The 24,094-nt window shown below is 48.2% G+C and carries 20 protein-coding genes and 1 riboswitch; of the genes, 15 read left to right on the top strand and 5 right to left on the bottom strand.

Features of this window, described 5'->3' with window-relative positions; genetic code table 11:
• Positions 1-9: 9 nt before the first annotated feature.
• On the bottom strand, positions 10-213 hold the full coding sequence (locus MNQ98_RS25900; RefSeq protein ID WP_241934044.1) for a DUF3949 domain-containing protein: 204 nt from the start codon (positions 211-213) through the stop codon (positions 10-12).
• A 369-nt stretch (positions 214-582) separates the two neighbouring features.
• Between MNQ98_RS25900 and MNQ98_RS25895 the strand changes: the two genes are divergently transcribed.
• From MNQ98_RS25895 to MNQ98_RS25870, 7 genes are all read left to right on the top strand, one after another.
• Positions 583-1,875 (top strand): homocysteine synthase, encoded by a 1,293-nt coding sequence (locus tag MNQ98_RS25895; protein WP_241930779.1) that lies wholly within the window; start codon positions 583-585, stop codon positions 1,873-1,875.
• A 189-nt stretch (positions 1,876-2,064) separates the two neighbouring features.
• Positions 2,065-3,243 carry a thioredoxin domain-containing protein gene (locus MNQ98_RS25890; RefSeq protein ID WP_241930778.1) on the top strand — a complete coding sequence of 393 codons (1,179 nt, stop codon included), beginning with the start codon at positions 2,065-2,067 and terminating at the stop codon, positions 3,241-3,243.
• A gap of 322 nt (positions 3,244-3,565) precedes the next feature.
• Complete coding sequence (locus MNQ98_RS25885) at positions 3,566-5,590, top strand: heavy metal translocating P-type ATPase (RefSeq protein ID WP_241930777.1); 2,025 nt, start codon at positions 3,566-3,568, stop codon at positions 5,588-5,590.
• A gap of 138 nt (positions 5,591-5,728) precedes the next feature.
• Positions 5,729-6,280, top strand: coding sequence for a hypothetical protein (locus tag MNQ98_RS25880; RefSeq protein ID WP_241930776.1), 552 nt, complete (start codon positions 5,729-5,731; stop codon positions 6,278-6,280).
• Positions 6,252-6,443 (top strand): hypothetical protein, encoded by a 192-nt coding sequence (locus MNQ98_RS29970; RefSeq protein ID WP_481856681.1) that lies wholly within the window; start codon positions 6,252-6,254, stop codon positions 6,441-6,443. The genes MNQ98_RS25880 and MNQ98_RS29970 overlap by 29 nt, the downstream gene beginning before the upstream one ends.
• 132 nt (positions 6,444-6,575) lie before the next feature.
• The gene (trxB, locus tag MNQ98_RS25875) at positions 6,576-7,517 is read left to right on the top strand and encodes a thioredoxin-disulfide reductase (protein WP_241930775.1); all 942 of its coding nucleotides are present in this window, start codon (positions 6,576-6,578) and stop codon (positions 7,515-7,517) included.
• Positions 7,518-7,573: 56 nt separating this feature from the next.
• The gene (locus MNQ98_RS25870; protein WP_241930774.1) at positions 7,574-7,816 is read left to right on the top strand and encodes a glutaredoxin family protein; all 243 of its coding nucleotides are present in this window, start codon (positions 7,574-7,576) and stop codon (positions 7,814-7,816) included.
• Between the two features lie 186 nt (positions 7,817-8,002).
• Here MNQ98_RS25870 and MNQ98_RS25865 read toward each other — a convergent pair whose 3' ends face one another.
• Entirely contained in the window at positions 8,003-8,200 is a 198-nt protein-coding gene (locus MNQ98_RS25865; RefSeq protein ID WP_241930773.1) for a hypothetical protein, read from the bottom strand.
• Between the two features lie 141 nt (positions 8,201-8,341).
• Complete coding sequence (locus MNQ98_RS25860) at positions 8,342-9,514, bottom strand: ROK family protein (protein ID WP_241930772.1); 1,173 nt, start codon at positions 9,512-9,514, stop codon at positions 8,342-8,344.
• Positions 9,515-9,754: 240 nt separating this feature from the next.
• Here MNQ98_RS25860 and xylA point away from each other — a divergent pair, with 240 nt between their 5' ends.
• The 4 genes from xylA (at position 9,755) to MNQ98_RS25840 (ending at position 16,946) form a co-directional block, all read left to right on the top strand.
• On the top strand, positions 9,755-11,071 hold the full coding sequence (gene xylA, locus MNQ98_RS25855) for a xylose isomerase (protein ID WP_241930771.1): 1,317 nt from the start codon (positions 9,755-9,757) through the stop codon (positions 11,069-11,071).
• A gap of 125 nt (positions 11,072-11,196) precedes the next feature.
• Complete coding sequence (xylB, locus tag MNQ98_RS25850; RefSeq protein WP_241930770.1) at positions 11,197-12,693, top strand: xylulokinase; 1,497 nt, start codon at positions 11,197-11,199, stop codon at positions 12,691-12,693.
• Positions 12,694-13,328: 635 nt separating this feature from the next.
• Entirely contained in the window at positions 13,329-15,665 is a 2,337-nt protein-coding gene (locus tag MNQ98_RS25845) for a YcdB/YcdC domain-containing protein (protein ID WP_241930769.1), read from the top strand.
• Positions 15,666-15,803: 138 nt separating this feature from the next.
• Positions 15,804-16,946 (top strand): transglutaminase domain-containing protein, encoded by a 1,143-nt coding sequence (locus MNQ98_RS25840; protein ID WP_241930768.1) that lies wholly within the window; start codon positions 15,804-15,806, stop codon positions 16,944-16,946.
• 55 nt (positions 16,947-17,001) lie between these two features.
• On the opposite strand, the gene MNQ98_RS25835 is transcribed toward MNQ98_RS25840, so the two are convergent.
• Both MNQ98_RS25835 and MNQ98_RS25830 read right to left on the bottom strand, forming a co-directional pair.
• Positions 17,002-18,450, bottom strand: coding sequence for an amino acid permease (locus tag MNQ98_RS25835; RefSeq protein ID WP_241930767.1), 1,449 nt, complete (start codon positions 18,448-18,450; stop codon positions 17,002-17,004).
• A gap of 109 nt (positions 18,451-18,559) precedes the next feature.
• A riboswitch (Lysine riboswitch) is annotated at positions 18,560-18,751 on the bottom strand.
• 93 nt (positions 18,752-18,844) lie between these two features.
• Positions 18,845-19,978, bottom strand: a complete 1,134-nt coding sequence (locus MNQ98_RS25830; RefSeq protein ID WP_241930766.1) for a virulence factor — start codon at positions 19,976-19,978, stop codon at positions 18,845-18,847.
• Between the two features lie 355 nt (positions 19,979-20,333).
• On the opposite strand from MNQ98_RS25830, the gene MNQ98_RS25825 reads away from it, so the two are divergent.
• The 4 genes from MNQ98_RS25825 (at position 20,334) to MNQ98_RS25815 (ending at position 23,936) form a co-directional block, all read left to right on the top strand.
• Positions 20,334-21,686: a cytochrome ubiquinol oxidase subunit I gene (locus tag MNQ98_RS25825; RefSeq protein ID WP_241930765.1), complete on the top strand. Its 1,353-nt coding sequence runs from the start codon at positions 20,334-20,336 to the stop codon at positions 21,684-21,686.
• Entirely contained in the window at positions 21,683-22,714 is a 1,032-nt protein-coding gene (locus MNQ98_RS25820; RefSeq protein ID WP_241930764.1) for a cytochrome d ubiquinol oxidase subunit II, read from the top strand. The genes MNQ98_RS25825 and MNQ98_RS25820 overlap by 4 nt, the downstream gene beginning before the upstream one ends.
• A 5-nt stretch (positions 22,715-22,719) precedes the next feature.
• Positions 22,720-22,821: a cytochrome bd oxidase small subunit CydS family protein gene (gene cydS / locus MNQ98_RS29965; protein WP_481856679.1), complete on the top strand. Its 102-nt coding sequence runs from the start codon at positions 22,720-22,722 to the stop codon at positions 22,819-22,821.
• A 107-nt stretch (positions 22,822-22,928) separates the two neighbouring features.
• Positions 22,929-23,936: an MBL fold metallo-hydrolase gene (locus MNQ98_RS25815; protein ID WP_241930763.1), complete on the top strand. Its 1,008-nt coding sequence runs from the start codon at positions 22,929-22,931 to the stop codon at positions 23,934-23,936.
• The last annotated feature ends 158 nt before the right edge of the window (positions 23,937-24,094 follow it).

The following is a 24,094-nucleotide window of genomic DNA, read 5'->3' as shown; positions in this document are numbered from 1 at the left end:
TTTTTGCGCTTAATTCGGCTTTTTCTTCTTATGTCTGAATTTATAAATGAGTGAAGCGACGAAAGATGATGGCCAGAACAGGCCTCCTTGTGAGTTGAAATGAAGCTGTTCTTCCTGAAATGACATGCCTTCGTAGTACTCATTCTGGTTTTTTTCTTTTCTTCTAGGATCTTCATTCAAGGCCTTGATGTAATTGTATTGGACAGGAATCATAACAAGGAAAAGCAAAAACAGAACGCCGGCAATTATCCAAATGGTGATGTCCAACGTTTCACACTCCCTTTTTGGGATTATTTTACGCATCTTACTCATTTAATACGGGTAAAGAGGGCGCGTGTTTCATTATTTATTATGACGATAAAATTTTGACTTCAGAGCGCCGATGCAGCTTAGTAAATATGCGGTGCAGGAGGTGATTGCAAGTGGTTTTCCGGGCATGCCTGAGGATACGTCACCAGAGGTGAAATAATTCCGATGTACTTAATAGGAATTACCTCTTTTCAAACGATGGAAAGTATGAGAGAATGGGAGAAATTATTCGCATCATAAAATTTCCATCGGAAGCAAAGGGAGGAAATACCTATGTCAGAGGAACGCAAGTTTTCTATTGAAACGTTAGCCGTACACGCAGGACAGGAGATCGATCCGACAACGATGTCCCGTGCGGTCCCGCTTTATCAGACGACATCCTACGGATTTCGAGATAGTGAGCATGCAGCCAATCTGTTCTCGCTGAAAGAATTCGGCAATATCTACACCCGAATTATGAACCCGACAACGGACGTCTTCGAACAGCGTATTGCAGCACTGGAAGGCGGAGCGGGCGCGTTGGCTACAGCTTCCGGGCAAGCAGCCATCACGTTCTCAATTCTGAATATTGCGGGCGCAGGCGATGAGATTGTTTCTTCTTCTAGCCTGTACGGTGGTACACATAATCTGTTCTCCAACACACTTGCGAAACTGGGCATTAAAGTTCATTTTGTTGATTCCACAAATCCGGAAAACTTCCGTAAATACATTAACGATAAGACGAAAGCCTTATTTGCCGAAACGATTGGCAACCCGCAGGGCAATGTGTTGGATGTGGAAGCGGTAGCTGCGATTGCACATGAGAACGGCATCCCGCTCATTGTTGACAACACCTTCCCAAGCCCGTATCTGCTTCGTCCGATTGAGTATGGTGCTGATATCGTAGTGCATTCCGCTACGAAATTTATCGGCGGTCACGGAACTTCAATTGGCGGTGTCATTGTAGATGGCGGTAAATTCGATTGGGCGGCAAGCGGTAAGTTTCCGGGTCTGACTGAGCCAGACCCAAGCTATCATGGTGTGGTGTACACCGAAGCGGTTGGTCCGATAGCTTATATTATTAAAGCCCGCGTACAGCTACTCCGTGATATTGGAGCTTCCATTTCTCCGTTTAACTCCTGGTTGCTGCTGCAAGGTCTTGAGACGCTGCATCTGCGCGTGGAACGCCATAGCCAGAATGCGCTTAAGGTGGCACAATACCTGGAAAACCACGATGCAGTGGAGTGGGTTAGCTATGCTGGTCTATCAAGCCACTCATCCTATGAGCTGGCACAGAAGTATCTGCCAAAAGGGCAGGGGGCTATTTTGACATTTGGCATTAAAGGCGGAATCGAAGCAGGACGTAAAGTGATCGAGAACGTGAAGCTGTTCTCCCATCTCGCCAACGTTGGAGATTCCAAATCGCTCATTATTCATCCAGCCAGCACAACACACCAGCAGCTCACAGAGGAAGAACAGGTTGCTGCAGGTGTAAATCCGGAGCTTCTTCGCATATCCGTCGGAACAGAGTCTATTGACGATATTTTGTATGATCTGGAACAGGCTTTGGCTGCAAGCCAGCAGTAGAAGCACTATACAATTATTTTATACCATCGACATACAGGGGCATTTTTCTCAGACAGACTGAGGAAGGTGCCTTCTTTATTTACAGACCTCAAAACGAAGCACGTTTGTATATTTCCTGATCCTTCATAATAATCTTTAGGGAAGGCGAAAGAACCACCAATTCAAGTGAAAAGGGGTAGAACGATAATCATGACCGAGGGGAAACGAGGAAATGGCACTGAATTGGGGAAGCGCTTTTATGACATGTTCAGCAGAGGTGACCGGGAGCGTCCGACTGGAAATATCAACGACGTGGATTTGTTGAGTGATTTGGCGATGACTGGTGGGATTACCCACGAAGAAGCCTTGCTGCTGCTGGCTGCTCCCGAGGACATAGAGGAAGCGGTACGAAAAAAGGAAGCCTTCGGCAAAGATCAGTCTTCTCTTCAGCGCCTGCTCGGCTGGAGCGATGAAAAGAGGAGGCTGAAAGTGCTGTCCCGTGCGGCTAGCTTGGTGCAGGCTTCTGCCGGCATAGACCGAGGCGCTCAGGGAATCGGCCTTATGAGAGGGGAAGCTGCGCTTCATTCAGGTGGACCGTTGAGTGAAGTATACCGTGACTGGATGGAAAGTCGGGGAGAAAGTGAGAAACAGCATTACCGACTCCGTCTGATTTCGTTATGGACGGAGGAATGGGTCAGTGTTCTCCAAGCAGCCCGCGGCTACACGTGTGCAGTTAGCCTTGCGTGGGATACTGGAGCAGAATGCAGTTCTCAAGAAAGGCTGGAACTTCAGGATATCCAGCTGGAATCGGTGTATCGTGCGGTCGTACGTTGTCAGGAAGAGGGACTGGATTGCCAACTGGAGCTGTTGGCACTTTGGCCGCTAGATTCAGCGGATTTTACGGAAGCGCTTGATTTCATTGAAGAGGTCGGGAGCCAGACACTGTGCCATCTAAAGCCCTCTGTTGATATAAAGATTGGAGCGCTGCTTCACCCGGATATATCATCATCGGATGCAGCGGACATTGCCCGCTTGGCGGACGTCATCGTTATGGATACAGAAAGTGTCCCGAAACTGCATTTAATGGATGGGAAGGGTTCTTTAGAAGGAGCTTGGAGAGGAGTCGGGCTGCAGGAACCAATTACGGAGTGGGCCAGTCCAGCCTTGCTGCAAAACAATCTGGAAGAAACGATTCAGCGAATCCGGCGTGTGAAACCGCATATTGGAATTAGGGCGAGTGGGGAAGTAAACGTATCCGACCTGAGAACGGTATACCGCTTGGGTCTGACAGGGGTATGCTGTGCACCAACTTCTATGGCAGCTGTTCGTCTTGCGGGCGTTCGATTGGAATGGATGATGAACCGTTTACCTGCTGCGGAGGAAGCTTGAGAAAATAAGAGTAAAAGCGAGTCCGGGTGGTTCCTGTAGACCCCCGGACTTTTTGATATGGACAGGTGGGACAAGTCGGTAACGATTAAGCGTCTTGCTTGATAACAACGTGATGCAAAAAATTAGGCGAAAGTATATTTACAAATAGGCAGGTTATGGGTATGATAAAAATATAAAGTTGCTCTAGGGAAAATAAATTGTACTGGGACAAAAATGATTCTCATTCTCAATTAGCATGCTGCTCCGGCCTAGCCGGGGCAGCATGTGCCATTTTAAGGGTAGTAATAATGGATTTCATTCTCAATTAGGAAGGTGATTAGATATGGAATGGGTACACAATGGGCGGGTCGGATCGGTATCGCCAGTAGAGAAGGGTACTGGCCCTCGGGAACCGCGTCATCCGGGTAAGTGGGATCTTCGCAGCTTGCTGTCTAATCCGGAGGTGATAGCAGCGCTCGGCAGTGGTATTCTGATGGTTGCCGCATGGATTGTAGGTCAGTGGTCGGAATGGCTATCTGTTACTTTATATGTGGTGTCTTATACGATCGGTGGTTGGATCAAGGCGAGAGAAGGAATAGAAACACTTATTAAAGAGCGAGACTTGGACGTGAATTTGCTGATGATTGCTGCCGCTCTGGGGGCAGCATCAATCGGTTACTGGAACGAAGGCGCGATGCTGATTTTTATCTTTGCATTAAGTGGTGCGCTGGAGAGTTACACCATGGAACGGAGCCGGAAGGATATCTCCTCTCTTATGGAGCTTCAGCCGGAGACAGCGCTCCGTATTGAAGCCGGAGAGATGGTGTCGGTGTCCATCGCAAAATTGGAGATAGGTGATCTGATCCTTGTAAAGCCGGGTGAACTGATTCCGGCAGATGGCAAGGTATACCGGGGCGGCTCTTCAGTCAACCAGTCATCGATTACGGGAGAGTCCGTTCCCGTGGATAAAGCGGTGGGTGATGATGTATTTGCCGGTACGCTGAATGAAGAAGGTGTTCTTTATATAGAAGTAACTCAGGCAGCAGGGGCGACCCTTTTTGCCAAAATCATTAAATTGGTGGAGGAAGCTGAAAACGAAGTTCCTGAATCTGAGCGGTTCATTAAACGCTTCGAATCGATATATGCCCGCGTGGTAGTATTCGTTACCGTAGCATTGATCGGACTGACCACACCAATTCTCGGATGGGATTGGGACACTTCATTTTATAAAGCGATGGTATTTCTCGTTGTAGCCTCCCCATGTGCACTGGTGTCGTCTATTATGCCGGCTATGCTGTCCGCCATTTCGAACCGTGCCCGCAAAGGGGTGCTGTTTAAGGGTGGCGCCCATATCGAGAATATGGCACGTACCGCAGTAGTTGCGTTCGATAAGACAGGAACATTGACCCTCGGTTCTCCAGAGGTCACCGATTTTATTGCGGGTGATGAACTGATGCGAAAGGAGTTGCTTGCAATCTGCGCCTCTGTGGAGAGCATGTCCAAGCATCCTCTAGCTGTAGCTATTGTTCGCAAAGCTGCAGAGGAAGGCATTGAACTTCATCCTGCTGAGAACGCCCAGTCTTTAACTGGTTGGGGAATGCAGGCCGAGGTCGAGGGCAAGTTGTGGAAAATCGGAAAAAGTGATGTGTTGGATCGCGAACAGCATGAAGTGGTTGACGGTGTCTCGGGAGCTGGAATGGGTGTAGTATCCGTTACTGAGGCCCCCGGAAATGCCCCCGACTGGATTGCCATTCGTTCAAAATTAGAGTCGGAAGGTAAGACGGTATCCGTCGTGCTGGAAGGTGATACTGTAGTCGGAATGATTGCTCTGCAGGACGCGGTGCGTCCGCAGGCAGCTGCCGCTGTGAAACGTCTGCAACAGCTGGGCATTAAGGTAGCCATGCTGACGGGCGACCGGAAGGCAACCGCTCAAGTAATCGCTAAGCAAACAGGCGTCGACATGGTATTCTCTGATCTGCTGCCGGAAGATAAAGTGGAGCATGTGAAGAACTTGCGTGAAAAGCACGGTCATGTCGTCATGGTCGGCGACGGAGTGAATGATGCTCCGGCACTGGCAACAGCTACGGTCGGCATCGGTATGGGTGTAACCGGCAGTGGAACTGCGCTGGAAGTGGCCGATGCGGTATTGATGAACGACAATATCGAGGAGATTGCCGGAACCGTCAAGGTAGCTCGCAAAGCACAGCGTATTGTGAAGCAAAATATGATGTTTGCGATTACGGTCATCCTGACACTGATCGTAACGAATTTTCTGGCCGGTGTTGCACTTCCGCTGGGCGTGGTCGGCCATGAAGGCAGTACGATATTGGTCATTCTGAACGGACTCCGTCTGCTTCGTACGAAATAATGGATGAAGAGGCACTTCACTGAAACAGGTGAAGCTGCCTCTTTTTTAAATATGGAACGATAAATTAAGATATTTGCAACTGAAAGGATGGCTATGTATCATCTAAGACGATTGTTTATGTCGAAGAGGGGGAAGCCAATGTTACCGTTATATTGTGATGTTAGGGGAGAGGCTTACAGGCGTTTGATTGATTATGCTGTGGAACGGTCCCGTTTTTTTGTATTTGCAAACCGATATGGGATGTCGGAAAGTGAAGAAAAGGTACTATATGCGTTAAAGCCCTTTTTCATTGAGAAACGTCATATGGGGGAACTGTATCCTGATAACGCCATAGCTTACAGTAAAGGAACCTACTATATATACAAGTGCTGCCCAGAAGCGGGGGAGATATTGAAAGAAACAGCGGATAGTCTGTTTACCTGGCAGCATCCGAACCTTCCCGAGGATTTATGCTTTTGGGATGAGCGGGAGAATGATTATTTATATGTTGTGGCGCATGAGGAAATGGCCGGCATGAATCTGGATGAAGAGGAGGCAGCTGCTCTAGCTGAGTCTATACCAGGGCTCTTTTTCCGTTTGCCAAAATATAATTACAGATCAATTCACCATTATTCCGAAAGAGGAGACTTCCCTTACACAGCTTCCACCGGAAATCGGAAATTTGGCCAATCTGGAGCACTTGCATATTAGCTACACAGCCATTACGGAGCTGCCGCAGGAGATGGAATCTTTGGGTAATCTGCAATCTTTATATATGAAAAACAATGTTCTGTTGAAGAAACCATCATTTTTACAGCGAATGACAAAGCTCAAGCAAATGAATCTGGAGAACAATCCTTTTTGCGATACTTAAAATATTTGCACAATTTTCAATTACATATGTGGCAATACGTATTGACAGGCAACAAGAAAATAATCATAATAAATATTAATTTATAATTATTATAAATAAGATGCGATATTACATATTAGGAGGAGATCATAGATGTATAAATCCGTTATTATTGGTACAGGACCTGCAGGCCTCACGGCTGCTATTTATTTGGCTCGCGCCAACCTCAGCCCACTAGTTATTGAAGGACCACAGCCAGGTGGACAGCTTACAACCACAACAGAGGTAGAGAACTTTCCCGGGTTTATAGATGGCATTCAAGGCCCTGAGTTGATGGACAATATGCGTAAGCAAGCAGAACGCTTCGGTGCGGAATTCCGTACGGGCTGGGTCAACAGCGTGGAATTCGGAGAGCGTCCTTTTAAGCTGAACGTTGAAGGCATGGGTGAAGTTGTTACCGAAACACTGGTTCTTTCGACTGGTGCTACTGCAAAATATTTGGGCATTCCAGGAGAACAGGATAACGTAGGCCGTGGTGTAAGTACATGCGCCACATGTGATGGTTTCTTTTTCCGCAACAAAGAGATCATTGTGGTCGGCGGAGGGGATTCCGCGCTGGAAGAAGCGAACTTCCTGACCCGCTTTGCTTCCAAAGTAACGCTGGTTCACCGCCGTGATGAGTTGCGCGCCTCCAAAATTATGCAGGACCGCGCTCGTGCTAACGAAAAAATCGATTGGGCGCTTAACCGCACACCGCTTGAAGTTATTGCGGATGAGCAGGGCGTGAGAGGCATTAAGGTTCAGAATAACGAAACAGGTAAAGAAGAAGTTATTGAAGCCAGCGGCGTATTTGTGGCAATCGGCCATCATCCGAACACTAGCTTCCTGGACGGTGCAATTACAACCGATTCAAACGGTTATATCGTCACTACACCAGGAACATCCGAGACGAATATTCCAGGCGTCTTTGCTTGCGGTGACGTGCAGGATACCCGCTATAGACAAGCGATTACAGCGGCAGGCAGCGGCTGTATGGCGGCAATGGACACAGAAAAGTACATTGAGAGCTTGGAACACAGCGCGATCGTGATGTAAACTGGTTGATATAGGCTGCATTATAAATATAAATACTATCAGAGGTGAAATCATTCATGGAAAACGTTATTGTCTATACATCAAACAACTGCCCTCACTGCAAGCAGGTAAAGAGCTTCTTGTCCGAGCAAGGGATTACGTATGAAGAACGAAATATCGAAACAAACGACGAGTTTGCACAGCAAGTATGGGATATGGGGATACGTGCTGTTCCATTAACGATCATCGGCGAGCATCGCATTATGGGTATGAACAAGCTGCAATTTAACAAAGCGCTGGCACCGCAAACCGAAGCATAATAGGCGGCAGCTATACGCTAGAACATAATAAGGGCTCTTCCCGATTGAGTGGGAAGAGCCCTTTTGTTATAAAGCTTATGTTTCTCGCAGCGACCGAGTATCACTAGGAGAGGACCGTAATCTGGCCTATTCCTGAAAGTTGATGTTTCTTGATTCCGTTATCATATTTTCGTAGTTTCTTTCCCGTCAGAAAAAGATCATCATGATCAGCTGAAAAATTGCATAGACGGCGACTCCGGAAACGATCAGTAGCAGACCTGCTTTTTTCTTACCTTGAAAGAGGCGCAGAATGGCCAGACTGAACAATGGCGCAATGACCAAGAGAAACAGCAGCACGGTTACAAACATCTGCGCCGAAATATCTGATGTATCGACATAAGTCATGAAACGTTCCTCTCCTATCTGTATCTTTCCTGTATGCATTCTGCATTTCATGGTGATATATATCACATATATGAAATTCATTATATAGTAAACTGACGTTTTTTACCTTAGTCACTTCTTAAAAAATGAGGCGAAATTACGTCATTTTACAGGCATTGACACACGTACAGGTCCGAGAAACTGCGAAACAGCAGAGTAAGCGGCTCCGATGACCGTAGAACGGCTGCCAAGCTCCGCAAAGTGAATCTCCATTTCTTCACGGTGGTAGGGCAGCGTTCGCTCGGAGACAACCTTCTGCATGGTATCTCCAATCCAGTCACGTGCATCTGACAGAGGGCCGCCGATTACAACCGATTGCGGGTTGAACCCGTTGACCAGATTCGTGATACCCACGCCAAGATAGCGTCCCATTTCGGAAAAATGGTCAATCGTTTCCGCATGGCCTTGCTCAGCAAGCTTGACCAATTCGGAAGTCCGGTGTGAAGGCAGAGTAGATTTTGTCAGATCATAGGCTTTCTCCGAGGCGTACAGCTCCCAGCAGCCCCGGTTTCCGCATGAGCATTCCTTCCCGTCTGCTTCGATTGTCATATGTCCGGTTTCCCCGGCATATCCCCGAGCTCCTTTATACAATTCCCCATTGATGATGATGCCCGAACCGATACCGCTTCCGGCACTGATATAGAGCAGATGCCTTGCATCGCGTCCCGCTCCGAAGCGAAGTTCTCCTTGGGCTCCGGCGTTAGCTTCATTGTCGATGGTGACCGGCACGCCGATTTCATCCTCAAGGAGCTGCTGAAGCGGAACCATTTCCCACCCGAGGTTAGGCGCAAAAAGAAGCATGCCGTCACCGTCCACCATACCAGGCACACCTACTCCGACACCAACGATACCGTAATGGGAATTAGGGGCGAGCTTCATCAATCCATTGACCATGTGAACCATCATTACTAGCACAGATGAGACATCGTGCTGTTCCAGCATACACTCTTCTTCTGCAAGAATCCGACCTTCAAGATCGGTTAGCACCGCCATCATCTGATTAAGATGAATTTCCACGCCCACAGCATAACCGGCTTCTCCGTTAAACAGCAGCATTCGCGGTTTTCGGCCGCCACTTGATTCGCCGGGTCCGATCTCCTGTACAAGATGATTATCGCACAGCTCCAGCACCAGATTGGATACGGTTGCTTTATTAAGTCCGGTTAGTTCCGAAACTTTGGCGCGGGAGAGGGGGGCATTGCGGATGATTGTATTCAGTATAATAGACGTATTTATTTTTTTAACCAGCGCTTGATCACCGGTGATATTTGTCATGGTAACCCATCCTTTAGAAGTTAAATCAATCGTAAGATATGCTCATAGTCTAGGCGGAATAAACGAAAAATGTCAACACGTCAAGAATGACTTTTGCAGATAAGAAGCGGTTGATGAGGGATGTAATTGGAACCTGTCCAATCCACTTAGTTTAACCAATAGACAAAGTTATAGCCGTGTGCTAGGATAGCATTGTAAGCGGTAGACACTTATTAATCAGGAATAGGGAGGATTTATCTCATGGCCTATTTTAACAACATTAACAAGATTGAATTTGAAGGAAGCAAATCAACGAATCCATATGCGTTTAAATTTTATAATCCGAATGAAGTTGTGGCCGGCAAAACAATGGAAGAGCATCTCCGTTTCGCCATGGCTTATTGGCATACATTAACTGCGGGTGGTTCTGATCCGTTCGGCGCGGACACGGCTGTTCGTCCTTGGGGTAAGTTTTCCGGTATGGACCTCGCTAAAGCTCGCGTTGAAGCCGGCTTTGAGTTTATGGACAAACTGAATATGCCTTTCTTCTGCTTCCATGATGTAGATATTGCACCGGAAGGAAACAATCTGCGTGAGTTCTACAGTAACATCGACACGATCGTGGACATGATCGAAGAGAACATGAAGTCCAGCGGTAAGAAGCTGCTGTGGAACACAGCTAATATGTTCACGAACCCGCGCTACATGCACGGTGCAGCTACAACCTGCAATGCTGATGTGTACGCACATGCCGCTGCACAGGTGAAGAAAGGTCTAGAAGTGGGTAAGCGCCTTGGAGCGGAGAACTATGTATTCTGGGGAGGCCGTGAAGGCTACGAGACACTGCTGAACACAGATATGGGTCTTGAGCTGGATAATCTCGCACGCCTATTCAATATGGCAATCGACTATGCGAAAGAGATCGGCTTTGACGCCCAATTCCTGATTGAGCCTAAACCGAAAGAACCTACGAAACACCAATACGATTTTGATGCGGCTACTACGATTGCGTTCCTGCAAAAATACGGCCTCGACAAACATTTCAAACTGAACCTTGAGGCAAACCATGCAACCTTGGCCGGACACACATTTGAGCATGAGCTTCGTGTTGCCCGCCTGAACGGTATGCTCGGCTCGCTGGATGCGAACCAAGGCGACATGCTGATCGGCTGGGATACCGACGAGTTCCCGGTTAACATTTATGATGCAACATTGACATTGTATGAAGTGCTCATGAATGACGGCCTCGGTCGCGGTGGTGTAAACTTTGACGCTAAAGTACGCCGTCCTTCCTTCGAGCCTGAGGATCTGTTCCTGGCACATATCGCAGGTATGGACACTTATGCTAAAGGCCTCAAAGTGGCTGCCAAGCTGATCGAGGATCGTGTGTTCGAAGACTTCATCGCGAAACGCTACAGCAGCTTCACTGAAGGCATTGGAGCAGATGTTGTATCCGGTAAAGCTACTCTAGCCTCCTTGGCCGAATATGCGCTGAACAACGAGAATCCACGAAAGAATGAATCTGGACGTCAAGAAATGCTTAAAGGCTTGCTCAACCAGTACATTCTTGCTGACTAAGTGATAACGGATAAATAAAAACTTCACCGGCTCCCGGAAGGGTGGCCGGTGAAGTTGTTTCACCCTAAGGTTTCAGCAGAGCCATGATCTGCTCCTGCTGCGGCCAACCTTGAGGAGGAATGATGATGAGTTATGTGATCGGAGTCGATCTTGGTACAAGTGCGGTAAAGACTGTACTTGTAGACCGCAGGGGCAAAGTGGTGGCGGAGCATTCGGAGTCATATCCGCTGAGCCAGCCCAAGCCGGGATATAGTGAGCAGCGGCCCGAGGATTGGGTCGAGAAGACCTTGTTGTCCTTGAAGCGGTTAATGGAAGAGACCGCTATCGAGCCGTCGGAGATTGAGGGATTGAGCTTTTCCGGCCAAATGCACGGCTTGGTGCTGATCGATGGAGAGGGGACTGTGCTTCGTCCGGCGATTCTGTGGAATGACACCCGAACGACAGCCCAATGCCGACGGATAGAGGAGACATTGCAGGACAAACTGCTTGGTATCGCTCGAAACCGGGCATTGGAAGGCTTTACTCTGCCAAAAATTCTGTGGGTTCAGGAGTTTGAGCAGGAGCTGCTGGATCAAGCGGCGCTGTTCCTGTTGCCGAAAGACTATGTGCGCTACCGGCTAACCGGGAAGTACGCCATGGATTATTCGGATGCGGCAGGCACGCTGTTGTTGGATGTGACAGGCAAAGATTGGAGCAGCGAGATATTGGATGCATTCCAGCTGCCACACTCGATTTGCCCGCCGCTGGTTGAATCGTTCGACCTGTGCGGTACGCTGCTGCCTGAAATTGCAGAACAGTCCGGTTTGCTGCCGGAAACGAAGGTGTTTGCGGGTGGTGCTGACAATGCTTGTGGAGCGATTGGTGCAGGTATCCTAGCAGAAGGCCAGACGATGTGCAGCGTAGGTACTTCCGGCGTGGTACTTTCCTACGAGGAACGTAAAGAGGTCGATTTTGAAGGAAAGGTTCACTTTTTTAACCACAGTGAGAAAGATGCTTTCTACATTATGGGCGTTACGCTTGCAGCCGGATACAGCTTGGAGTGGTTCAAGAAGACGTTTGCTCCTAGTGTTTCCTTTGATGAACTGCTGGAAGGTATCAGCGACATTCCCGCGGGAAGTTGTGGCCTGCTGTTCACGCCGTATATCGTGGGCGAGCGCACTCCATATCCGGATGCTAATATCCGCGGCAGCTTCATCGGCATGGACGCGGGACACAAGCTCCCGCATTTTGCACGGGCCGTCCTTGAAGGGATTACGTTCTCCTTACGGGAGTCGATTGACATCCTACGGGCATCTGGCAAAAAGATCGACACTGTCATCTCGATCGGCGGCGGGGCGAAGAACGAGAGCTGGCTCCAAATGCAGGCGGATATTTTGGACGCCGAGATTGTGAAGCTGGAAAGTGAACAGGGGCCTGCAATGGGTGCTGCGATGTTGGCGGCTTACGGCTGCGGCTGGTTCCCGAGTCTGCAGGCTTGTGCATCAGCATTTTTACGTCCTGCACAGAAATACGTACCGAACCCGGAGACTGCCAAGAATTACGAGAAGCTGTTTCCGTTGTATCAAAGCGTGTACGGGGCAACCCGTCAGCTGAGCGGCCAATTGTCAGAATATCGCGGTTAAAGTAAATAGCGTTGTCTGTGAAAGAGACATCTCTCAAAAAAAGTAAAGAAGCAAGCCAACCAAGAATGAATCCTTGGTTGGCTTTTTTGTGATGAGAGTGCTTAAAGGCTGTGAAAAGATGCTGTTGACTAGCAAGCCACACGATAAGGATGGGTTTCTAAATGGCTGAATGCACGATCTGTTTTGTTTTTTTGAGGATACGCACGAAGTAGCGGAGAGGACGAAACGATTCCGGAGAAGCGATAGCGTTCGGCTAAAAGCTTTCCAAAGGAAAGCTCGCATCGAAAGCATTCGCTTGTCCCCGAATTTCTTCCTTTAGAAATAATTCAAGAAATTAGGGGGCAAGAGCGATTGTAGGAACGATTCGTACGCGCAGCGTCAGTTTAAGATTTTTGGACAGGATAGGTCATCTTTTTATGGCGGGAGACATATGAAATAGAGTGAATCCTATGTGATTCTTTTATGTTGAAAAATTATCGTGGGAACGGGGCGTAACTAGACCGTCCTAAAAACCGTTTCTACTTTAGGAGACCTGTTATGTCCTTGCTGCACTGAATATTCTTTCCTAGACGTACAACACACCGCTGCATGTAAGAGTAAGGTATGGATCCAACCAAGTGAAGGGAGCGAAAGGATTGAAAAACAAGTCTAAAAGATCGGTTCAAATCAAGTCTACCGTATGTGCCGTTACAGCCATGCTCTGTCTTGCTCAGCCCGTATGGGGGGAGGCAAGCACCGTGAGCGTTACCCCAGCTCAAGCCGCAGGAGATTTAGAAAACATGGCGCAGGTAACGAATTCGGATGTTCCTGATGGAGCCAAAATATCTTCCAAACAAGCGGAAGAAACCATCAAGAAATTGTTCCCGCTGCTGAAAAAAGCGAAAGTAACGAATGCCGAATTCAGTGAACAGAACATTGCAAGCTCCGGCATAAAAGTATGGGATATTCAGTTTTCTTATCAAAGAGGGAATACGAACTCCGGTTTCAGTGCTTCAGTAAATGCAGTAACGGGCGATATTGTATCTGTCTATCTTCCACGCAATTTGCTGTTGATGGCTGGGGGAGAAACCGGGCCGGAGCTGAGCCGGGAAGAGGCTTCCCAAAAAGCACTGGAATGGATCAAGCAAAATATAAAAAGCGTTAATGTGAGCAACTTGACTGAAAATTCGCTCTACTTAGGCATGACGAAATCATTGTTTAGCCCGACAACATACGATTTCTATTACAATATGTCTATTGACGGCATACCGTCTGATGCGGATCAGATCAGCATGAGTGTAGATCAACAGGGGCGGGTGACTTCCTTTAACAGACAACAGTTCACAGCGAAAATACCATCTGCTAAAGCCAAAATATCAGCGGAAGAGGCACGAAAGCTATATGAGGAATCATTCACAGTAGAGCTTTCATACATCCCTACCTCGGTGAATGGCGCGCCTAAAGGTCCTTATCTTTTAGGGTATGTACCGAAGACTGAGTCTAGTCTCGTTATCGATGCCAATACAGGCAGCAAGCTGGACTATTCAGGAGAGTTGCTTAAACCGGATCAATTCAAACTTACGGAGATTACGGCAGGGTCAGATGTATTCAAGCCTTCTTTAAAGCCTTTAACCAATGGAAATGACGCGGTGAAATGGGTGGAATCCCATATTAATATTCCGAAGGGTTATAAGTCAGAATCCAAAAGGCTCGGTCAGCGTTGGAATGATAAGGAGTCGAAAGTCTGGAATATCAGTTGGAAAGGCTCCGACTCTCCTTATGGCGGTGACCAGATCATGGCGGAGGTCGATGCAACAACAGGCAAGATTTACTCATACAGCCATTATCCATTCCGTATGGGAATGGAAGTGAAACAGGATAAACCTTCTACAAGCATTTCGAAGAAGGAAGCGGAACAAATGGCATTCAACATAATTTCGAAGCTGGCCCCGGATGCGGCAAAGGAGTGGAAGCTCACGAATGTTGCCGAGCCAGGGAAGAATGAACCATATCAGAGTTATCAGTTCTCATTTAATCGTTATGCAGGCGGTATATCAATCTTGAACGAATCTATTTCAATTTCGATCGGAACAGAGGGCCTGCTTAGCCACTTCACCAATAACTCTTATGTAGACTTCTCTGATCTGCCGAACAGTAAACCGGTTGTTTCGGTAGAGCAAGCAAAGGCACAATTTTTAAAGGAAACGGATTTAAAGCTTAAGTTTGCTCAATATGGGGGTTATACGTCAGGTAATGAATCGCTTCAATTTACTACGAAGCTAGTGTATTCTCCGGTTCGGAAAGATAATATGGGCCAATATTATGGCATTGGGCTGCCTCTGGATGCAATAACAGGAAAATGGCATGAGATGGTACCGGCTGAGTATAGCAGCAAGGATATTATCCCGGCTAAGGATACAAAGGGTCACAAGTCTCAGACTGCCCTCGATAAAATGGTGCAGTATCGTGTGATGATTCCTGATGCAGATGGCAAGGTTCTACCGGATCAGGAAATCACGACGGGCGAATGGTACCAATTCGTTGCCAGAGCTCTGAATCCATCAATTGATCAGTATTACGAGGATAGTTCGGAACCATATGGTACTTTGCTACCAGCAAGTCCTTACTACAAGGCAATACAGACTTTGATTCCCCAGAGTTGGCTCCCGTATGAACCGGCAGTTACCTTTAGTGTGGATCAGAAGTTAACCCGGGATGAACTGGCTTTAATGCTTACCCAAATGTTGAAGTATGAGAAGTTAGGGCTTTCCTTTACCAAGGGTGACGAGATTCCGGGAGTCAGCGATTCGTCTTCGGTTATGAACCGGGGAGCTGCAATCATCTCGATGAAATTAGGCTTACTTCAGGCTATTGACGGAAAGTTTATGCCGGGGCGGGTAGTAACACGTGCAGAGGCGGCTGAAGTACTTTTGCGTTTATCGGAAATGGTTGGTAAAAGTGACTCGTTTCTGAATGAGTATATGATGTGGTAAAAGCGGCTAGTAGGTAGTAGCAACACCATCGCTATCGTGTTTCGTGCTTGGTCGACAAAACTAGAAGCCTCAGGGCCTGGGTTATTATGATACAATAAATATGCAAACGAATGTGGAAGACGAAGGGCGGGTGTACCCATGAAACGAAAACGGTCGACATTTGTGAAACTGCTGTTGGTTGGGACTTTGGCGGTAACCGTAGCTGCCATTCCTGAACCGGTTGAAGTCAGCAATGTATATGCCAATTCCGATAAAGCGGTTGTAAAGTCTGTTAGCGAGATCCAGCAGAAGCTGCTTTCAGCTATGAACAGCAGGGAGTCAACCGTTCGTTTTGTGTATCAGGGCCAGACCGAGTCGCTCAAGACACAGCTTAAGGAGGCGCTGGACCAAGCGATGGACAGCGATCCTTATATTCACTACACAATAGCCAGTTATAGCTATGATTACCGGGGAACTTCAAGCTCGGCCGATGTGACAGTACGGCTTACCTACCGGGAAACCGGAAGTCAAACCGAGTATGTCAACAAACGGGTCAAGAGTGTACTGGGTTCCATCATGAAGTCTGGTATGAATGATCACGAGAAGGTCAAGGCTATTAATGACTGGGTTGTACTGAATTTGAAGTATGACACGACACTTGAAAAGTACACGGCTTATGACGGGTTAAGTACAGGGAGCACGGTTTGTCAGGGATACTCGCTATTAACACATAAGCTGCTGAAAGAGGCAGGGATCCAAAATAAAATCGTGGAAGGAACCGCTTATCCTGAGGGGAATCCGCAGGGTCAGCTGCATGCATGGAATCTGGTTCTTCTAGATGGTAAATGGTATCATCTGGACACGACGTGGAACGATCCGGTACCTGACCGGGACGGTGCCGTATCCTATACCTACTACCTCCGGAGTGATGTCCAGATGAGAAAAGACCATACATGGACGAAGTCTTACCCGGCGGCGAATACGACTTACCGCAGCACACTTAAAACGCTGGCCGCTCAAAAGTCAGCAAAATCCAGTGTTTATCGGACGCTGACGAATGAGCTGGAGTACCATTTGTACGAGAGTAACGCGGTTGTGCGTACATACCTTGACTTGAACTCCAAAGTAAAAGCCGCGAAGCAGTCTGGAAAGACAGAGCTTGTGTTCCGATTTGGCGGCAAGGAAAATGATCTGCTAAAGGTACTTCAGGATCTGCAGCGCAAAGCGGGTGTCGGGGCTATCCGTTATTACCATAATCTTTTTGAAGATACGAACGATTTGAAGGTTCACATTTCATGGTAAATCAAAACAGCTTCTTCCCAAAAGGAAGAAGCTGTTTTTTGCTTATTACAAATACTTATTGGATATTCGTGCTGAGGTCGCAATCCTGCAGCGGAACGATTTTGCTTTTCTTTACCAGACGGTAGCCGAACCAGATTGCAAGGAACAGCGGAATGCTGAAATAAGTTGCAACAATCGTATACCAGTCTGTTTCGCCACCGAAGTTCCCCTGGCCGATGATAGCCACAAGACAGAGCAGGAAGGCGAAGATCGGTCCGAACGGGAACCAGCGGGCACGGAAAGGCAAATCCTTGAGATCCCGGCCCTGCGCCTCATAAGCTTTCCGGAAGCGGTAATGGCTGACCGCAATGGCAAGCCAGTTAATGAAGCCGCACATACCAGAGGCGTTCAGCAGCCAGATGTACACGACGCCATCACCGAAAAAGGAAGCGAGGAAGGCGAGTATACCGACAGATGAGGTCACAATAAGAGCTGCTATGGGAACGCCGCGGCTGTTCAGACGGCTCAGCCATCTTGGTGCCATTCCCTGTTTTGCCATCGCATAGAGCACGCGGGTAGAGGCATACATGCCGGAGTTTCCTGCGGATAGAACGGAACTCAAGATAACAGCGTTCATCACGGAAGCGGCAAAGGCCAGTCCGGCTTTTTCAAACACGAGCGTAAACGGACTAACACCGATATCACCCACGCCCGATTGCAGCAAGCTTGGATGCGTGTACGGTATAAGCAAACCAATGACGAGAATAGCAAAAATGTAAAAGATCAAAATGCGCCAGAATACTTGACGGATGGCACGCGGCACGTTTTGTCGTGGGTTTTCGCTCTCTCCGGCGGCAACACCGATGAGCTCGGTTCCCTGAAAAGAAAATCCTGCGGCCATGAAGACACCGACGAGGGCAAAGAAGCCACCGTGCATCGAGCCCCCGTCCATATTGAAGTTGGAAAATCCGACTGCCTCTCCGCCGAGAATTCCGAAAATCATCATGACGCCGACGATCAGGAAGATAATGACGGTGACAACTTTGATAATAGAAAACCAATATTCCGATTCGCCGTAACCTTTAGCCGACAACGCATTCAGACCGAACATGATGCCGAGGAATAACAAGCTCCACAGGAAAGATGGGCTGTCCGGGAACCAGAACTTAATAATTACCGTTGCGGCAGCAAGCTCTGCGGCAATGGTGACTGCCCAGTTGTACCAGAAATTCCAGCCGACCGCAAAACCGAATGCCGGGCTGACAAAACGGGTCGCATACGTACTGAAGGACCCAGAATCGGGAAGATAGGTGGCCAGCTCGCCGAGACTGGTCATCAGGAAATAAACCATTAGTCCGACAGCGGAATAAGCGAGCAATGCGCCACCCGGTCCGGCGGCAGCAATTGCGCCGCCGCTGGCGAGGAACAGGCCGGTTCCGATGGAACCGCCCAAGGCAATCATGGTCATGTGACGGGCTTTAAAACTGGGTTTGAGTGAGGTCGCAGGTGCTTTCTTGCGTCTCATGGTGAAACACTCCTTCTTTCACTAAAAATGATCTATAAACACGTTCATGGATAAATGCAAAAGGGCCGCAGTATACACTGCGGCCCTGAATATAACCGCACCATACCTCCATGAAGATAGCACAACACGGGAAGCGTAAGGATTGGCTCCCGTGACAGTTCCGTCCCTTTCGGGATCGGACCCAGCAGACGATGCAAGAGCGCAGACGTCCACTTCGGCGAATGTGCCATTCAGCGTGCGTCACAGGTAACTCTTCACCTCGGCACGTTTACTAATCACATTCGCAACCTCTACCTCATCTAGGAATGATGAGGCTATCTTTATTTTGTTTAATAGAGCCTAAGTATATAGCATTTTTCACGATACAAGCAATGGATATTTATAACATTACATGTTAATCCCGTGAACGTTTGGCCATCTGTTGCCATACGGTACCGGCGGCCTGTTCGCCGGATTCGATTCGCTCCAGCGCCATGCGGGCTTGCAGACTTACTTCGAATTCTGGATCCTGTGCGGCTTCTTCCAGTGCAGGGCGGGCTTCCTCGGTTCCAACTTCATACAAGAAGCGGGCTGCACGCCAACGCACAAGTTTGCTGCTGTCGTTAAGCGAATTCATCATGACCGGAGTTGCTGCAGGGTCCCCGATATCGGAAAGAGTGTCCCCGGCAGTACGCCGTACGGCCGGCGTATCGTCAGACATCGCGGCATATAAAAGTTCCATCGCCTCTGGCGTGCGCAAGTCTCCAAGATAGACCACTGCCAGACGGCGAATCTGCATTTTGGGATCTTTCAGTGCGGCGCTAAGCAGAGGAAGGTGTGCCTCTGTCGGCTCCAGCACATCAAAGGCAGCATACCGTACACGCCAGTCCGGATCTTCCATTGCTGACAGCATTTCCTCATGGGTCAGTTTGCGGCGCTGCTCCACAAATTCTTCCTCGTCTGCGCCATGGGCAATGGCCTGGGCAACGACTTTATCCAGCCGATCTTGAGGATATGCGGCTTCCAGTTCTTGCTCCACCTCACGTGCAATATCCTCAAGCTCACCATAGCGCACGCCGTAATCTTTAAGCTTCCGTTCCTTGATCAAGGTAGTGGAAGCTACTTCCGTTACCGCATGCGTGAAGCGGGAGGAAAGAGCGATGCGTTCCTCACGACCTTTACCTTTTACACGAATTTGCATCGGAATGCCGCGGAACAGCTGGACAAACACCTGGGCTTCCCCAAATCCTGCACCGTCGTTTTCATTCTCCTCGAGGCCTGTTTTCAATCCTTCTTGGCCAAACTTTTCCTGCACTTCTCCCAGAATGGAGGGCCAATCGGCATTTCCTTTACGGTCGAGCGCAATAAAGTCAAGTGTGTGAAAAATGCTTTTTACACCGGGAATATGAAGCAGCTCACGGATCCACGCCGGTGCAGAACGTTCGTTATCCGTGGTATATGTCTTGCGAATCCCGGGTTCCAGAGACTCATCTAGATGAAGTTTCATGGAGTTCGGACTCGGAGTAGGTTCGATAAACGTAATTTTCATTTCATTCGCTACCTCCTTTTCATCTAATCTATTGTACCTCTTTTATGGACAGGAAAAAACATAACCCGTCTTATCTTCATCATGAATATTCCTCGAAAATCAGGATTTTCAACAATCCCGGATAAAAAGAGGAAGGGATTGTCAAACTGTATATGTCGAGAACTCTTTTTTAAGGTTTCTAATTAAAGGAGGCTTTACAGCATGAATGTGAAACAGGACAAAAAATTGGCTATCGTCTGTTTTGTAGCCGCTGCGGTTATGTTGTACGCCACGGTAAAGGCTTTTATACGCTATATGCGTTATTTCGGATAGTTTCTCCCTCTCAAAAGATGAATAACAACAAGGAGTGAACCTGATGTCTTCCCTGGATCCTGTTTTGATGAGCCGGGTGTTAACTGGCTTAACATTGTTCGTTCATATCGTTCTAGCCACAATCGGAGTAGGTATCCCTGTGATGCTTGCTCTGGCGGAATGGCGGGGCATACATACGGGGGATGGGCATTATACGCTGCTTGCCCGCAGGTGGGCGAGGGGGTACGTCATCACCGTAGCGGTCGGTGTCGTGACGGGCACAGCAATCGGGCTTCAGCTCAGCTTGCTGTGGCCGACGTTTATGCGCGTAGCGGGCAAAGCGATTGCGCTTCCGCTTTTTTTGGAGACGTTCGCTTTTTTTGTCGAGGCTATTTTTCTGGGAATCTATCTGTACACCTGGGACCGGTTCAAAAGTAAATATACGCATTTGCTGCTGCTCATTCCCGTAGCCATCGGCGCTTCCTTCTCAGCTATTTTCATTACGAGTATGAACGCGTTTATGAACCAGCCGCAAGGCTTTGAACTGGTGGGCGGGGTGTTCACGAATGTAAATCCTTTTGTCGCTATGTTCAATCCGGCTACGCCGACAAAAGTGAGTCACGTGCTGGCTTCTGCCTATACGACCAGCGCCGCCGCTTTGGCGAGTATTGCCGCGTACAGCCTGCTGCGGGGGAACAAGCACACTTACTTCAAAAAGGCTTTAAAGCTAACGGTCATTTCCACGTTTGTATTTGCAGTAGCAACGGTAATGATCGGTGATTTCTCCGGAAAATTTCTGGCAAAGTACCAGCCCGAAAAGCTAGCGGCAATGGAATGGCACTTTGAGACCATGAAAGAGGCCCCGCTCATTTATGGCGGTGTATTGGATGAGAACCGGGACATTAAATATGCGTTGAAAATTCCGTATGCGCTAAGTATCCTGGCGGGAAACCGCCCGGATACCGAGGTTATCGGCCTGAATGAATTTCCGGAGGACGAACAGCCGCCGCTCATGATTCATTATTTCTTCGATTTAAAAGTAACGAACGGCGTTTTGCTTGTCGCGATTCCGCTTTTGTATATGTTTCGCAAATGGCTTCCGGGCAAGAAGGCTTATCCGAAATGGTTGCTCATAGGCATTTTGGCGCTTGGTCCAATGGCCTTGGTAGCCATTTGGCTCGGCTGGTTTTTGGCTGAAGTCGGCCGGCAGCCGTGGATTTTGCGAGGGTATATGAAGGTGGCGGATGCGGCGACAACTTCACCAAATGTGGGATGGATGCTGCTGCTATTCATTTTGCTGTATTTGGTGCTGTCGGTATCTGCCATTCGGGTGCTTACCAAGCTGTTTCGCAACAAAAATGCAGAGGAAGAGCTTGCGATGCTTGGACTGAATAGCAAGGGAGGCAGCGGACAATGAGTTACGGATTAGTGGCTATCGCAATTCTTTGGACGTTTCTGTTTGGCTATCTGATTGTGGCGTCCATCGATTTTGGGGCTGGATTTTTCAGCTTTTACAGTGGTCTGACAGGCCATGAGAACAAAATACACAACATTATTCAAAGATACTTGTCGCCTGTATGGGAAGTAACAAACGTGTTTCTCATTTTTTTCGTCGTTGGACTCGTCGGATTTTTTCCGGATGCGGCGTTCTATTACGGTACCGCGTTACTCGTTCCCGGCAGTCTGGCTACTGTGCTGCTCGCCATCCGGGGAGCTTATTACGCATACAACACCTACGGCAGCAGCAAGGAAAATAACAAAATCTACATGGCTCTATATGGAGCAACGGGGCTGTTGATTCCGGCTGCACTTTCCACGGTTTTGGCCATCTCAGAGGGCGGAATCATTTACCTGGCCGACGGCAAGGTGCAGTTGGATTGGAATAATTTTTTCACGAACCCGTATACATGGTCTGTAATTGTGCTGGCTCTAGTAAGTGTTCTATATATATCCGCGATGTTCTTGTCTTACTATGCGAACCGGGCTGGAGACGAAGTCGCATTTGGTGTCGTCCGGAGATATGCATTAATCTGGAGCGGACCGACGATTCTGTTTTCGTTCTTTGCGTTTTTAACTTTAAACAGGCAGAATCCAGAGCATTTTGAGGCGATGCTCGATATATCGTGGATGTTTATCGCATCATTTCTTTGCTTCCTGTTTGCTGTTTACGGCGTCTGGAAGCGGAGATGGCTGGGTCTGTCTTTCATCATGGTTATGCTCCAGTTTGCTTTTGCATGGTACGGATATGGCCGCTCGCATTTACCGTATGTGTTGTATAAATATATCAATATCCATGAGAGCGTAACGAACGATACGATGGCTATTACCATGATCACGGCATTTGTCCTTGGCCTGTGCGTGTTGATTCCATCACTGATCTTGTTGATGCGCCTGTTTCTGTTTGATGCCAACTACATTCTCGGCAAATCCGGCAAAAAGGGGTGAAGGAAATGGACGATTTCACTATTTTTATTGCTCCCATGCTGACGGTGGCGGCCTCTGTAGCTTTCATGGTGGTGTACGCATTGAAATATAAAGACCCGTCAGAATAGGACGCACATTGCTTCACTGTATGAAATATAGATGGTAAAATGTGAGCTCGGTTGAGGACTTATAAAAAAATGGGGTAAAATATATGGTAATGGAAGGAGGAGGCAGAATGCCAAAAATCCGCTATAACAATATCGATAACGTCAGTACAGATAAAACATTGAAACAGTTCAAGCAATGGCGTGACGAACGCCGTAACAAGAGAAAAGACTATTCGTATGTCATACCGAATCTGGAGCCCGATCTCGAATATTTACACGGAAATCGGCATGAAACCTCCGTTACTTGGGTTGGGCATGCGACATTTTTCATCCAATATGAGGGCTTAAATATCGTAACTGACCCGATATGGGCACGGAGGATGGCGTTCACGAAACGTCTTGGAGAGCCAGGGCTTCCGATCGCCGAAATTCCGCCACTGGACATTATTCTCATATCGCATTCCCACTATGACCATATGCATATCGCCTCGATACGTAAGCTGTATCGGGCTGAGACGACCATTGTTGTTCCCGTCGGTCTGCGGCGTAAAATGCTCAGCAAGGGTTTCAGACGTGTGGTTGAGCTGAAATGGTGGGAATCGACGACGATTGGCGGCGTCACCATAACATTCGTTCCAACTCAGCACTGGACGCGGCGCACACCGTTTGATACGAACACTTCCCATTGGGGTGGCTTTGTGTTGGAACCGGAGCTTCAGCAGAAGGAGACACGTGATGAGGGGGCAGATTCACAGGATACCTCTCGTGTTCTTCCGCCGAATTTGTATTTTGCCGGAGACAGCGGCTATTTTCCGGGATTTAAAGAAATCGGTAATCGATTTAATATTCATATTGCGCTCATGCCAATCGGGGCCTATGAGCCTGAATGGTTTATGACCTCACAGCATGTCAATCCGGAGGAAGCATTGCAGGCGTTTTTGGACGTGAAGGCCGAGACGATGATTCCAATGCATTACGGCACGTTCCGGCTCGCAGATGATACGGCGCAGGAAGCGTTGGAGCGGATGGAACTTGAGCGTAAGCGACTCGGAATCGGTGAAGAGCAGATTCGCATTCTAAAGCACGGCGAGACCTTTAAGGTGCAGCCGGAGCGGAGGAAAGTAGAATCCTCATGACATGTAAGCAAGTCTCAGCAAGCCTCAGAAACCTTCTGATGCCTGTCAGCCGGGCAGGGTCATTTCAGGAGGTTTTTTCCTTTTGTTTAGGCCTTTATTACTCTAAATGCATCATAATGACGTTTTTAAGCGGTAAGGCTTCGTTAAAAGGATTTCTT

The sequence above is a fragment of the Paenibacillus sp. N3/727 genome, assembly GCF_022637315.1.
Lineage (GTDB): Bacteria > Bacillota > Bacilli > Paenibacillales > Paenibacillaceae > Paenibacillus_AQ > Paenibacillus_AQ uliginis.
This window is presented reverse-complemented; position numbering and strand designations above follow the sequence as displayed.